The organism is Streptomyces sp. (assembly GCF_019510245.1).
Lineage (GTDB): Bacteria > Actinomycetota > Actinomycetes > Streptomycetales > Streptomycetaceae > Streptomyces.
In genome coordinates this window covers 37,682-49,559 of sequence record NZ_JAEKKT010000175.1, presented here as the reverse complement: position 1 = coordinate 49,559, position 11,878 = coordinate 37,682, and the positions used below count along the sequence as shown (strand labels likewise).

Sequence of the window (11,878 nt, the reverse complement as noted above, 5' to 3'; positions counted from 1 at the left end):
CTCGGGCGCGGCCGGAGCCGGACGCGGCGCGGGCTTGGGGCCCGGGACGGGACGCGGGCCGGAGGCGGCCGGCGCGGGGGTGACCGGGGCCGGCGCCGGGGCCGCGGGGGCCTCCGGAGCCGCGGGGGCCGCCGGGGCCTGTGCCTGCGGCTGCGGGGCCGCCGGACGCGGGGCACCGGGCTTCGGGGCACCGGGACGGCGTATACCCGGACCTTAGCCACTTCGCTCCTTTTAGGTCCGGGTGCGTCCGGACCGTCGCTACTTCATGGGCGTACTCATCGCGTGCTCATCGAGTGCTCATCGCAATCTCGACCTACTTCCAACTCGCGGGGTACCAGAGCCGCACGGACGTTCCGTACGACGCTTCTTACGGTGTTACTGCTCGACGTACCGGCGCAACGCCTTTACGTCCAGCGGGCCCGGGGCGCGCAGCGCCCGCGGGAGTGCCCGACGGCGCACCGCCTGGTCCAGACAGACCTGGGCGGGGTGTACATACGCACCCCGGCCGGGCAGCGTACCGCGAGGATCGGGGACGCACTCGTCCTCGACCGCCACGATCCGCAGCAGTTCGGTCTTGGCCGCTCGCTGCCTGCACCCCACACAGGTGCGCTCAGGGCATGCGCGGGCATGCGTCCGGCCAGACACTGCTAAGTCTACCTCCCCGAACCGACCTCACCCCTTCGGGGCAAAGATCGAACGCCCGTTGTCGTATTCCAAGCCACCTGCGGCTTGGAACTATTCCCCTCGTCCGGGTGAACCCGGACGGGAGCCCCGGCTGGGCCCCGACGGGTGATCTACTCGGGCGCCTGCTCGGTGTCCGGGCGGATGTCGATCCGCCAGCCGGTGAGCCGGGCGGCGAGCCGGGCGTTCTGTCCTTCTTTGCCGATCGCCAGCGACAGCTGGTAGTCCGGCACGGTCACCCGGGCCGACCGGGACGCCAGGTCCACGACCTCGACCTTGGAGACCCGGGCCGGAGACAGCGCGTTCGCCACCATCTCGGCCGGGTCGTCCGACCAGTCGACGATGTCGATCTTCTCGCCGCTCAGCTCACCCATGACGTTGCGGACCCGGCCGCCCATGGGGCCGATGCAGGCGCCCTTGGCGTTCAGGCCCGAACGGGTGGAACGGACCGCGATCTTCGTACGGTGGCCGGCCTCGCGGGCGATGGCGGCGATCTCGACGGACCCGTCGGCGATCTCCGGCACCTCCAGCGCGAAGAGCTTCTTCACGAGGTTCGGGTGGGTGCGGGAGAGCGTGACGGAGGGGCCGCGGACGCCCTTCGCCACCCGCACGACGTACGACCGCAGCCGCATCCCGTGCGGGTAGGTCTCGCCGGGGACCTGCTCCTGCACCGGCAGGATGGCTTCCAGCTTGCCGATGTCGACGAGCACGTTCTTCGGGTCGCGGCCCTGCTGGACCACTCCGGTGACGATGTCGCCCTCACGGCCGGCGTACTCGCCGAGCGTGGCGTCGTCCTCGGCGTCGCGCAGCCGCTGCAGGATCACCTGCTTGGCGGTGGTGGCGGCGATCCGCCCGAAGTCCGACGGGGTGTCGTCGAACTCGCGCGCCTCCTGCCCCTCCTCCAGGTCCTCGGGGTCCTCCTTCGCCCACACGGTCACGTGCCCGGTGTTCCGGTCGAGCACCACGCGCGCGTGGCGGCGGCTTCCCTCGGTGCGGTGGTAGGCGATGAGGAGGGCCGACTCGATCGCCTCGACCAGCAGGTCGAAGGAGATCTCCTTCTCCCGAACCAAGCCCCGCAGGGCGCTCATGTCGATGTCCACGGCTACGCCTCCTCCTCTTCCGTCATGTCCTTCTTGTCCTTGCGGTTGAACTCGACCTGCACACGCGCCCGCTCGATCTCGGCGAACCCGAGGCGGCGCCCGGTGGCCTTGCGGCCCTTGACGCCGGGCACCTCCAGATCGAGGCCCTCGTCGTCGACGTCCAGGATCCTGGCGACCAGTTCCCCGCCCTCGGCCAGCTGGAACCTGACCAGGCGGTCGACGGCGCGCAGGTAGTGCCGACGCTCCGTGAGCAGGCGTTCCGCGCCGGGGGTGCCGACCTCCAGGGTGTACTCCCCCTCGCCCATCGCGTCCGTGTCGTCGAGCTTCGCCGAGAGCTCACGGCTCACATCGGCGATCTGGTCCAGGTCCGCCCCGGTGTCGGAGTCGACGACGACGCGCAGCACGCGCTTGCGTCCGACGGAGTCCACGGCGATCTCTTCGAGATCCAGTCCCTGGGAGGTGACGAGCGGTTCCAGGAGCTCTCGCAGCCTCTCGCTCTGGGTGGTGCTCATCCGGGTGACTCCTCGGCCGCGTGTGCTGTTGTGGGATGGGTCGCGTGTCTGGTCAAAGGGTATCGGGTCGCGGGGGGTGTTGCGTGCGGGTGCCTCCGGCGGTGGGGCCGGGCGCCTACGGGGGGTGGTGCTGCTGTTCGGGGGCGGGTGCGGGCCGGTGGGCGCTGGTCGCGCAGTTCCTCGCGCCCCTGAGGCCTGCCGTCGAGCCGGTGACATGAGTTCGAGGGGTGCACGGGTAACGTGATCACGGTCGGGTGCATGTCCGCCCGTGTGTTCGTACGAGCCCCCCTGAGGACGTCTGTCGTGTCGTTCCCCTCGCTGTTGCGAAGAAGGAGCCTGATCGTTTCGGTGGCCTCGGCCGCCGTGCTGGTGGGCTGCTCCACTGATTCGGACTCCGCCGGGAGCGGCGGGAGTACATCGGTGTCCGCGCGGCTACGCGCGCGTGCGGCACGGGACAGCCGGGGGCTGTTGCGGCAGTACGACGCCGTCCTCGCCGTTCATCCCGCGCTCGCGGAGCGGTTGCGGCCGCTGCGGGCGGAGGTGGCGGCGCACGCGGCGGCGTTCGAGGAGGGCACCGCCTCGCCCACGGCGACGGTTTCCCCTTCGCCCACGGCGTCCCCGTCGGCCTCGCCGACCGTGCCCGCCGACGAGAAGTCCGCGCTCGCCTCGCTGGCCGCCGCCGAACGGAGCCTCGCCGACCGGCGGGCCAGGGCGCTGCTTGACGTGCCGGGCGAACTGGCCCGGCTGCTGGCCGCGGTGGCGGCGGCCGGGGCCGGGCACGCGTACCTGCTGACGAAAGGCGACCGGTGAGCGACGAGGCGGAGACGGGCGTCCTCGAGGCGCTCCAGGCGGCGCTGGCGGCCGAGCAAGCGGCGGTGTACGGCTACGGCGTGGTCGGCGGGCAGATCGGCGCGCAGCGGCTGGCCGAGGCGCGCTCGGCGTACGACGCGCACCGGGCCGGCCGGGACGCGCTGGCCCGCGAGGTACGGGACCTGGGCGGTACGCCCGTCGCCGCGAGCGCCGCGTACGCTCTGCCGTTCCCCGTCACGGACACCGCTACGGCCGTACGGCTCGCGGCCGAGTTGGAGGAGCGGGTGGCCGATGTCTACTCCGACCTGGTCCGGGCATCCTCCGGCGAGCGGCGTGGCTCGGCGGCCGCGGCGCTGCGGGAGGCCGCGGTGCGGGCGGTGCGCTGGAGCGGGGAGAGCGTAGCCTTCCCTGGGCTCGCCGAGCGGGCGGGTCCCGGTGCGGATTCCGGCGCGGCGGCCGGTGGATCGGCCTCGCCCTCGCTCACGGCTTCGGCGACTCCCTAGCGCCCTGGAACAGGAAAGGAACGACTCGAGTATGGCTTTCGAACCGACGCGGCGCCTGGTGAGGGCGCTCGGTGAGACGGTGCCGGACGGTGACGAGTGGCTGGAGAAGCTGCCGGGTGCGGTGGAACAGGCCGTCGCACAACGCGAGTTGACCGTGGAGCGGGTGCAGGTGCCGGGCGGCCGCAGCAGCGTCGTGCTGCTGGTGCGGCGGGCGGACGACACGCCCGCCGTACTGAAGCTGGCGCCGCGGCGGGCCCGGCCGGAGAGCGAGGCGGCGGCGCTGGCGCACTGGGGCGGGCTCGGTGCGGTGCAGGTGCTGGAGGCCGACGGGCCCGCCGGAGTGCTGCTGCTGGAGCGGCTGCATCCGGAGGTCTCGGTGCGGTCGCTGCCCGAGGCGAAGGCATTGCTGGAGGCTGCGGGGACGCTCCGGCGGCTCTGGGTCCCGCCGCCGGAGGAGCACGTCTTCGAGACCGTGGCCGAGCGGACGGGGCGGCAGGCCGCGGCGATGGCCCGGGCGGCCGGTGACGCCGAGGTGGCGCCGTTGGTGGCGGCGGCGGTCGCGGCCCGGGAGGAGTTGCTGGCCGCGCCGCCCGAACAGCGGCTGCTGCACGGCACGTTCCGGCAGAGCAAGGTGCTGGCCGGGGAGCGGATGCCGTGGCTGGCGGTGGGGCCGGATCCGGTGGTCGGGGAGTGCGCGTTCGATCTGGCGCGGTTGGTGCGGGACCGGGTGGAGGATCTGATCGCCTCGCCGTCCGGGGCGTCCATCACCCGGCGGCGGATCAAACGGCTCGCGGAGTCGCTTGAGGTGGATCAGGAGCGGTTGCGGGGGTGGACGTTGTTCCGGGCGGTGGAGTCGGGTGCGCGGGCCCTTCGGGTGGGGCGGCCGAAGGACGGGGAGCTGTTGCTGGAGTTCGCCGGGTGGCTGTAGGGCGCTTTTAGGGGGCGGTCCGGGGTGGTGCAGGTCGTTTCCCCACTGCGGGTGCGTGGTGGCTGGTCGCGCAGTTCCTCCCCCAGCCTTCGGCCGGGGGTACACCCAGCGCCCCTTGAGGGGCGCTCAGCCCTGCCCCAGCTTCAAGGCGAGGTCCGGGCAGTCCGCCGCCGCTCTGCGGGCTCGCTTCCTTGTTCGGGGCGGGATTGGGCTGCCGTCGACCACGGGGTAGCCCCATTCGTCCAGGGTGATGTGCTCGGGGAGCAGCTCTGCGCACAGGCCGTGGGCCTGGCAGGAGGTCCAGTCGACGGTGATGTGCTGGTCCATGTCAGATCACTGGCTGAGACGTTCGTCAACGACCCGGGAACTAATGTCCCCGGCTTGCACAACGGGCGCCACTGGCCGAGGTGCTGCGCTTGCGTCCTGTCCCACGCGCGGGTCCGGGAGGTGGGTCTGGGGCGGTTGACTGCGCCCCGCGTCGCCACAACTCCCACGCTCTGGCGCGGATGTTGCGGGCGCCGTTCCGGTCCGCGTGATCAACGAATCCGCAGGACCGACACGCGAACCAGGCCTGCGAGACCCGGTTCGCCCTGTGGACGTGCCTGCACTCGGCGCAGGTACGGGAGTACGCCGGATCGACGTACACCACCGGCACCCCGGCCTTGCGAGCTTTGTACGCGATGAACTGCCCCAGCTGGGCGAAGGACCAGCTGGAGTGGGTGGCCCGTCGGGGTTTGCGAAGCCGTACCCGTTCGCGGATGCCCGTGAGGTCCTCCAGGGCGATCCCGCGACCGGTGCTCCCCCACTGCCTTTAGGGCGTGGGAGGTACCCCCAGCCTCGGCCACCACATGCTTAGCGATCTTGTGGTTGATGTCCTTCGCCCGCCTCGCCTCCTTGTGCCGCCGTTTCTTCAAACGGCGCTTGGCAGACGGGGTGTTCTGCTTCTGCAGCTTGGTACGCAGCGCGCGCTCCCGGACGCGGATGCGGTTGAGCTCCCGCGGCGCTTCGGGCACCTCGCAAGTGGAATTGAGGAACCACATGCCATCCCGCCACAGCAGGTCGGACTCGCCCCTGCGATACAGGGCCAGGGTGGCCATCTGCTCCGGTGAGGCGGTGAACGCCACGTCCTTTATCCGCCCGGCAGTCGTCCAGACCGAGATCCGGCGCCGATCGATCTGCCAGGACAGCATCCGGTCGTCGTACGGCTGCGCGCCCTCCGGACGGAAGGCCACCGGCTTCTCCACCGCCCTGCGGCAGCGCTTCGACCCGCGTCTGCCCAGGTTCCCGGCCCTCAGGTTGGCCTTCAGTGTGGCGTATGCGTCGCAGGTCTTCTTGATGACGTGCTGGGCGGCCTGTGCGCCCAGCCCCCACCGGGCCTTGACCTCACCGTAGGTGTGCTTCCGCAACGCGAAGTTGCTCTTCACATCCTTCTCGAACGCCACACCGCCGGCCCAGGTGGTCGCCGCTTCGTTGCAGGCGCGCAGGGTCGCCTCCAGCGCCCCGCCTGCACGGGCGTCGGCAGCAATCTGACCTGCACCACCAGCTTCACGATCACCGAACCTACACACGCGTGCGACTGCCCATTGCATGTTCACCATGCGTCACTCGACCGAGTGAACCCGCCACCGGATGGACGCAGCACCGGCTCCGCCGGACACGGCACCCGGGCGCTTCGCGACCACGAGGATGCGACTCCTCCCATGGCTGAAGCCCTGAGGTTCCTGGCAAGAGCCTGCTGAAGATCCGTGGCGGCGGACGACGACGGCCGCCGGTGGGTCACCGGCGGCCGTCCACGCGGGAGTTGAGGCTCAGTTGGCGGTCAGGCGGGCGATCGCCTCGTCCACCGTCAGCTCCTCGCGCTCGCCCGTCCTGCGGTCCTTGAGCTCGAGGACGCCCTCGCCCGAGCGGCGGCCCGCGACCAGGATCTGCGGTACGCCGATGAGTTCGGCGTCGGTGAACTTCACGCCCGGGGAGACCCCGGCCCGGTCGTCGACCAGGACACGCAGCCCGGCCGCCCGCAGCTTCTCCGAGACGTCCAGGGCGAGTTCGGTCTGCAGGGCCTTGCCGGCCGCGACGACGTGCACGTCGGCCGGGGCGACCTCACGCGACCAGACCAGGCCCTTCTCGTCGGCGGTCTGCTCGGCCAGGGCGGCGACGGCGCGGGAGACGCCGATGCCGTAGGAGCCCATCGTCACGCGGACCGGCTTGCCGTTCTGGCCGAGGACGTCGAGCTTGAGGGCGTTGGTGTACTTCTGGCCGAGCTGGAAGATGTGGCCGATCTCGATGGCGCGGTCCAGCTTCAGGCCGGTGCCGCACTTGGGGCAGGGGTCGCCCTCCAGCACCACCACGACGTCGACGTACTCGTCGACCTCGAAGTCACGCCCGGCCACCACGTTCTTGGCGTGCGTGCCCGCCTTGTTGGCGCCGGTGATCCAGGCGGTGCCCGGGGCCACCCGCGGGTCGGCGATGTACTTCAGCTTCTCGCCCAGGCCCTGCGGGCCGACGTAGCCGCGGACCAGGTCGGGACGGCCGGCGAAGTCGGACTCGGTGACCAGCTCGACGGCGGCCGGGGCGAAGTGCTCCTCGACCTTGCCCATGTCGACCTCGCGGTCGCCCGGCACGCCGACGGCCACGATCTCGCCGTCGACCTTCACCAGGAGGTTCTTCAGGGTGGCGGAGGCCTGGACACCGAGGTGCGCGGCGAGGGTCTCGATGGTCGGGGTGTCCGGGGTCGGGATCTCCTCGAGCGCGGGCACGCCGGACGCGTCCACCTGCTTCAGCCCGTAGGTGATCGCCTCGGTGTTGGCCGCGAAGTCGCAGTTCGGGCAGTCGGCGAAGGTGTCCTCGCCGGCCTCGGCCGGGGCCAGGAACTCCTCCGACTTCGAGCCGCCCATGGCGCCGGCGGTGGCGGCGACGATGCGGTAGTCGAGGCCGAGGCGCTCGAAGATCCGCCGGTAGGCCTCGCGGTGCAGGGCGTACGACGTGGCGAGGCCGTCCTCGTCCAGGTCGAAGGAGTAGGAGTCCTTCATGAGGAACTCGCGGCCGCGCAGGATGCCGGCGCGCGGGCGGGCCTCGTCCCGGTACTTGTTCTGGATCTGGTAGAGGATGACCGGCAGGTCCTTGTAGGAGGACGCCTGGTCTTTCACCAGGAGGGTGAAGATCTCCTCGTGGGTCGGGCCGAGGAGGTAGTCGCCGCCCTTGCGGTCCTGGAGGCGGAACAGCTCCTGGCCGTACTCGTCCCAGCGGCCGGTCGCCTCGTACGGCTCCCGGGGCAGGAGGGCCGGGAGCAGCACCTCCTGGGCGCCGATCGCGTCCATCTCCTCGCGGACGATCCGCTCGATGTTGGACAGGACCCTCAGACCGAGCGGCAGCCAGGACCAGATGCCGGCCGCCGTGCGGCGGACGTAGCCCGCGCGCACGAGGAGCTTGTGGCTGAGGACCTCGGCGTCCGCCGGGTCGTCACGCAGCGTCTTCGCCATCAACTGGGACATGCGTTGGACCGGTGCGTTCGCCATGGTTCTCGTACTCCTGCCGGAAAAGGGTGATGGCTAGGAGGTTAGCCGGGCACGCTGTGCCGGTGGAAATCGGTTTGCGGCGACGGCTCACTTACGGCGCAGCGGCAGGGGGGCGCCCATCACCGCGTACGGCTTCGGGGCGCTGGGGAAATGCACCTGGCGGGCCAGGTCGACGTAGCCGAGGGAGTGGTAGAGACCGCGCGCCGGGCTGTCGGTGTCGATCGCGGAGAGGATCGAGCGGGGCTCGGTGGCGCTGTCGGTGATGAGCGTGATCAGGCGGCGGCCGATGCCGCGGTTCTGGTGGTGGGGGTGCACGTGCAGCTCGGTGATCACGAAGGAGTCGTCGAGCCAGTCGGCCTTGTCCTGGGCGCGGAGGTAGGGCTCCACGACGGTGGACCACCAGTGGACGCGGCTGTTCGGCATGCCGTAGACGAACCCCACGAGGCGCCCCCCACTGGTGGCGCCGAGAGCTCTTGCCCCGGGGTACTGCATGTGCCGGAGGACGATCTGGCGGCGCACCGCCACCTCGTCGGGACCCAGGCCGAAGGCGATCGCTTGCACTGCCAGGGCCTCGTCCACGTGGGAGGGGAGGTCCAGGGGGCCGATCACGAGGTCCATGCAGGGAGGGTACAGGGGGCGGAGCGTTGCCGTCCGGGTGCGGGTGGGTTGTGGCCGGTCGCGCGCACGCGGCGGAGCCGGACACCGGACACAGCCCCGCGCCCCTGCCGGGGCGCGTGACGCGGACGACGGCCTAGAACAGCACGCTCATGAACGCGCCGACCTCCTGGAAGCCCACCCTCAGGTACGTCCTTCTCGCCGCTGTGTTGAAGTCGTTGACGTACAGGCTGACCACCGGAGCCACGTCGGCGAGCGCGTAGCGCAGGACCGCTGCCATGCCGGGCGCCGCCAGGCCCATGCCCCGGTACTCGGGGGCGACCCACACGCCCTGGATCTGGCAGGCCTCGGCCGTGGCCGCGCCGATCTCCGCCTTGAAGACGACCTTGCCGTTGTCGTCGATCCGGGCGAACGAGCGGCCGGAGCCGACGAGTTCGGCGACCCTCGCCTGGTAGAGCAGGCCGCCGTCGCCGGCCAGCGGGGAGACGCCCACCTCCTCGGTGAACATCGCCACGCACGCCGGCATGATCGCTTCCATCTCGTCCTTGCGGATGCGGCGGACGTACGGATCAGGGGCGATGTCGTCGGGCATGCGGTCGGTGACCATCAGGGGCTGGTGGCCGCGCACCTCGCGGGCCGGGCCCCAGTGCGGTTCCAGGAGGCGCCACAGCTGGGCGGTGGCCTCGGCGGGGCCGACGATCGAGGAGCAGCGGCGGCCGGCCCGGCGGGCCCGGTCGGCGAAGGCGCGGACGGCACGCGGAGTGGCGCAGATCGGGACCAGGTTGGCGCCGGCGTAGCAGAGGGACGTGAGCATGCCGTCCTCGTACCAGCCCCACATCTCACCGCCGAGGCGCCAGGGGTCGAGGCCGGCCACCTGGACCCGCGAGGTCACGAAGGCGTTCGTGACCGGCTCGCGGTCGAGTACGGCGAGCGCGGCGTCCAGGTCACTCGGTTCGAGCACCCGTGAGGTGGTCTGCGTCAACACGTGCGGGGCCTCACGCTGATGGGTTCTGCTGATCTCCGCACTGTACCTGCGGAAGCTTTGCCGTGCCGCCCCGTGTCCGTGAAGTGGTGGTCTGCCGGGCTTCCGTCCCTGGGGGGGCTGCCACCCCGAGACCCCCGCTTCGGCCTCCGGCCTCGTCCTCCATCGCCGGACGGGCTCCATGATCAGCCCCTCCGGCCTTCGAGGGCGGAAGCTGAGACGCCGGCCTGAAGAATCAGCCCCTCCGGCGTTTGAGGAGCGGGGTCCAGGGGCGGAGCCCCTGGGCGGGGGCGTCAGGGGCTGCGCCTCTTGGGGACGGGGACGGGTAGGGGCGGCGGGGGCGGAGATACCCTCCCCGGCGCCCGAAGACCGCCTCAGCCCGCCACCGACACCGACGGCTCCCCCGACTCCGAACCCTCCGCCTCCATCTGCTCGGCCAGCTTCATGGCCTCCTCGATGAGGGTCTCCACGATCTTCGACTCGGGGACCGTCTTGATGACCTCGCCCTTGACGAAGATCTGGCCCTTGCCGTTGCCGGAGGCGACGCCGAGGTCGGCCTCGCGGGCCTCGCCGGGGCCGTTGACCACGCAGCCCATGACGGCGACGCGGAGCGGGACCTCCATGCCGGTGAGACCGGCGGTGACCTCTTCGGCGAGCTTGTAGACGTCGACCTGGGCCCGGCCGCAGGACGGGCAGGAGACGATCTCGAGGCCGCGCTGCTTGAGGTTGAGGGACTCGAGGATCTGGTTGCCGACCTTGACCTCCTCCACCGGCGGCGCGGAGAGGGAGACCCGGATGGTGTCGCCGATGCCCTGGCTGAGGAGGGCGCCGAAGGCCACCGCCGACTTGATCGTGCCCTGGAAGGCCGGGCCGGCCTCGGTGACGCCGAGGTGCAGCGGGTAGTCGCACTGGGCGGCCAGCTGCCGGTACGCCTCGATCATCACGACCGGGTCGTTGTGCTTGACGGAGATCTTTATGTCCCGGAAGTCGTGCTCCTCGAAGAGCGACGCCTCCCACAGCGCCGACTCGACCAGGGCCTCGGGGGTCGCCTTGCCGTACTTCTGGAGCAGCCGGCGGTCCAGGGAGCCGGCGTTGACGCCGATACGGATCGGGGTGCCGTGGTCCTTGGCGGCGGCCGCGATCTCCTTGACCTTGTCGTCGAACTGCTTGATGTTGCCGGGGTTGACGCGGACGGCGGCGCAGCCGGCCTCGATCGCGGCGAAGACGTACTTCGGCTGGAAGTGGATGTCCGCGATGACGGGAATCTGCGACTTCTTCGCGATCGTGGCGAGCGCGTCGGCGTCGTCCTGGGTGGGGCATGCCACCCGCACGATCTGGCAGCCGGAGGCCGTCAGCTCGGCGATCTGCTGGAGGGTGGCGCCGATGTCGGACGTACGGGTCGTGGTCATCGACTGGACCGAGACCGGGGCGTCTCCGCCGACCGCCACGGAGCCGACCTGGATCTGCCGGCTCTTCCGGCGCTCGGCGAGCTTGGTCGGAACGGACGGCATGCCGAGAGAAATCGCAGTCATCTGCTGTGCAACCCCAAGTCGTGGATCTAGGTCCAGGTCCCGTCGTAAGCGGGTTCCAGGCTCCGAGATTACGGCACCGGCACACGGGCGAGCACATCCCCCACCCGTAAACCCACTCAATGGAAGCGGCCCGGAACCCAGTGTTCCGGGCCGCCTCGAACGCTGTGTGGCTAGGAGATTTTCACCGGGTTAACCGTCCCGCGCACGTCTTGGGCGCTGGGGACAGCCTCGGCATCGAGGGCCGTGCGGACGGCCACCTCCGGGACGGCTTCACGACTCACCACGGGTGTGCCCTCGCGGTTCTCGTCGAGCAGCTTCACGATCTCCGGCCACACACCGTCCGCCAGCCAGGTGCGCTGCCTTCGGCGGACCTTCGCGGGGTCACCGAACCGCGCCGGAAGATCGCTCCAGAGGATCCCGGTACGCAGTCGGTGGAGCATCCCTGTGAGGGCAGCTCGCAGATCCAGCGGCGACCGGAAGTGGTGCGCCCCGTACTCGGCGCGGAGCGACGCTTCGATGCGGGCCCACTGGCTGTCCGTGGGGCCTGGGGGAACAGGTGTCGCCGTGGACTCACCATGAACAAGCAAGAACGTACGAAGTTCGCACCTACATCATGAACGTAATTCGCGCCCTTCACTCGTGTGGGCTACACGGGTGAAGGGCGCGACATCACTGCATCACGACAAGAAAAGACCACTAG

The 11,878-nt window shown here is 70.9% G+C and carries 12 protein-coding genes and 1 pseudogene; 3 read left to right on the top strand and 10 right to left on the bottom strand.

Features of this window, described 5'->3' with window-relative positions; translation table 11 throughout:
- Positions 1-375: 375 nt before the first annotated feature.
- The 3 genes from JF597_RS34335 to rimP all read right to left on the bottom strand — a co-directional run bounded on the left by JF597_RS34335 (position 376) and on the right by rimP (position 2,293).
- Complete coding sequence (locus tag JF597_RS34335) at positions 376-645, bottom strand: YlxR family protein (RefSeq protein WP_294004377.1); 270 nt, start codon at positions 643-645, stop codon at positions 376-378.
- Between the two features lie 149 nt (positions 646-794).
- A complete protein-coding gene (nusA, locus tag JF597_RS34330; protein ID WP_294004375.1) occupies positions 795-1,781 on the bottom strand; it encodes a transcription termination factor NusA in 987 nt (328 codons plus the stop codon).
- A gap of 2 nt (positions 1,782-1,783) precedes the next feature.
- Positions 1,784-2,293, bottom strand: a complete 510-nt coding sequence (gene rimP, locus JF597_RS34325; protein ID WP_294004373.1) for a ribosome maturation factor RimP — start codon at positions 2,291-2,293, stop codon at positions 1,784-1,786.
- A gap of 348 nt (positions 2,294-2,641) precedes the next feature.
- Here rimP and JF597_RS34320 point away from each other — a divergent pair, with 348 nt between their 5' ends.
- Genes JF597_RS34320 through JF597_RS34310 form a run of 3 tightly spaced genes read left to right on the top strand, consistent with a single transcriptional unit; the run spans position 2,642 to position 4,534 of the window.
- On the top strand, positions 2,642-3,103 hold the full coding sequence (locus JF597_RS34320; protein WP_366916486.1) for a hypothetical protein: 462 nt from the start codon (positions 2,642-2,644) through the stop codon (positions 3,101-3,103).
- Positions 3,100-3,606: a ferritin-like domain-containing protein gene (locus tag JF597_RS34315; RefSeq protein ID WP_294004369.1), complete on the top strand. Its 507-nt coding sequence runs from the start codon at positions 3,100-3,102 to the stop codon at positions 3,604-3,606. Before JF597_RS34320 ends, JF597_RS34315 begins: the two co-directional genes overlap by 4 nt.
- Positions 3,607-3,637: 31 nt before the next feature.
- Positions 3,638-4,534: an aminoglycoside phosphotransferase family protein gene (locus JF597_RS34310; RefSeq protein ID WP_294004366.1), complete on the top strand. Its 897-nt coding sequence runs from the start codon at positions 3,638-3,640 to the stop codon at positions 4,532-4,534.
- A gap of 126 nt (positions 4,535-4,660) precedes the next feature.
- On the opposite strand, the gene JF597_RS34305 is transcribed toward JF597_RS34310, so the two are convergent.
- From JF597_RS34305 to JF597_RS34275, 7 genes and pseudogenes are all read right to left on the bottom strand, one after another.
- Positions 4,661-4,861 (bottom strand): ferredoxin, encoded by a 201-nt coding sequence (locus JF597_RS34305; RefSeq protein ID WP_294004363.1) that lies wholly within the window; start codon positions 4,859-4,861, stop codon positions 4,661-4,663.
- A 40-nt stretch (positions 4,862-4,901) separates the two neighbouring features.
- Positions 4,902-6,083: pseudogene (locus JF597_RS34300) on the bottom strand (transposase).
- Positions 6,084-6,342: 259 nt separating this feature from the next.
- Positions 6,343-8,049: a proline--tRNA ligase gene (locus JF597_RS34295; protein ID WP_294004360.1), complete on the bottom strand. Its 1,707-nt coding sequence runs from the start codon at positions 8,047-8,049 to the stop codon at positions 6,343-6,345.
- 87 nt (positions 8,050-8,136) lie between these two features.
- Positions 8,137-8,667 (bottom strand): GNAT family N-acetyltransferase, encoded by a 531-nt coding sequence (locus JF597_RS34290; RefSeq protein ID WP_294004357.1) that lies wholly within the window; start codon positions 8,665-8,667, stop codon positions 8,137-8,139.
- A gap of 133 nt (positions 8,668-8,800) precedes the next feature.
- Positions 8,801-9,649, bottom strand: coding sequence for a GNAT family N-acetyltransferase (locus JF597_RS34285; protein WP_294004354.1), 849 nt, complete (start codon positions 9,647-9,649; stop codon positions 8,801-8,803).
- A gap of 371 nt (positions 9,650-10,020) precedes the next feature.
- Positions 10,021-11,178 carry a flavodoxin-dependent (E)-4-hydroxy-3-methylbut-2-enyl-diphosphate synthase gene (ispG, locus tag JF597_RS34280; RefSeq protein ID WP_294004351.1) on the bottom strand — a complete coding sequence of 386 codons (1,158 nt, stop codon included), beginning with the start codon at positions 11,176-11,178 and terminating at the stop codon, positions 10,021-10,023.
- 170 nt (positions 11,179-11,348) lie between these two features.
- A complete protein-coding gene (locus JF597_RS34275; RefSeq protein WP_294004348.1) occupies positions 11,349-11,765 on the bottom strand; it encodes a transposase in 417 nt (138 codons plus the stop codon).
- Between the last annotated feature and the right edge of the window lie 113 nt (positions 11,766-11,878).

Bases quoted from the DNA above. Each gene is read 5' to 3' on its own strand.
- rimP (WP_294004373.1), bottom strand. From the start codon at position 2,293: ATGAGCACCACCCAGAGCGAGAGGCTGCGAGAGCTCCTGGAACCGCTC.
- JF597_RS34310 (WP_294004366.1), top strand. From the start codon at position 3,638: ATGGCTTTCGAACCGACGCGGCGCCTGGTGAGGGCGCTCGGTGAGACG.
- JF597_RS34305 (WP_294004363.1), bottom strand. From the start codon at position 4,861: ATGGACCAGCACATCACCGTCGACTGGACCTCCTGCCAGGCCCACGGC.
- JF597_RS34295 (WP_294004360.1), bottom strand. From the start codon at position 8,049: ATGGCGAACGCACCGGTCCAACGCATGTCCCAGTTGATGGCGAAGACG.
- JF597_RS34290 (WP_294004357.1), bottom strand. From the start codon at position 8,667: ATGGACCTCGTGATCGGCCCCCTGGACCTCCCCTCCCACGTGGACGAG.
- ispG (WP_294004351.1), bottom strand. From the start codon at position 11,178: ATGACTGCGATTTCTCTCGGCATGCCGTCCGTTCCGACCAAGCTCGCC.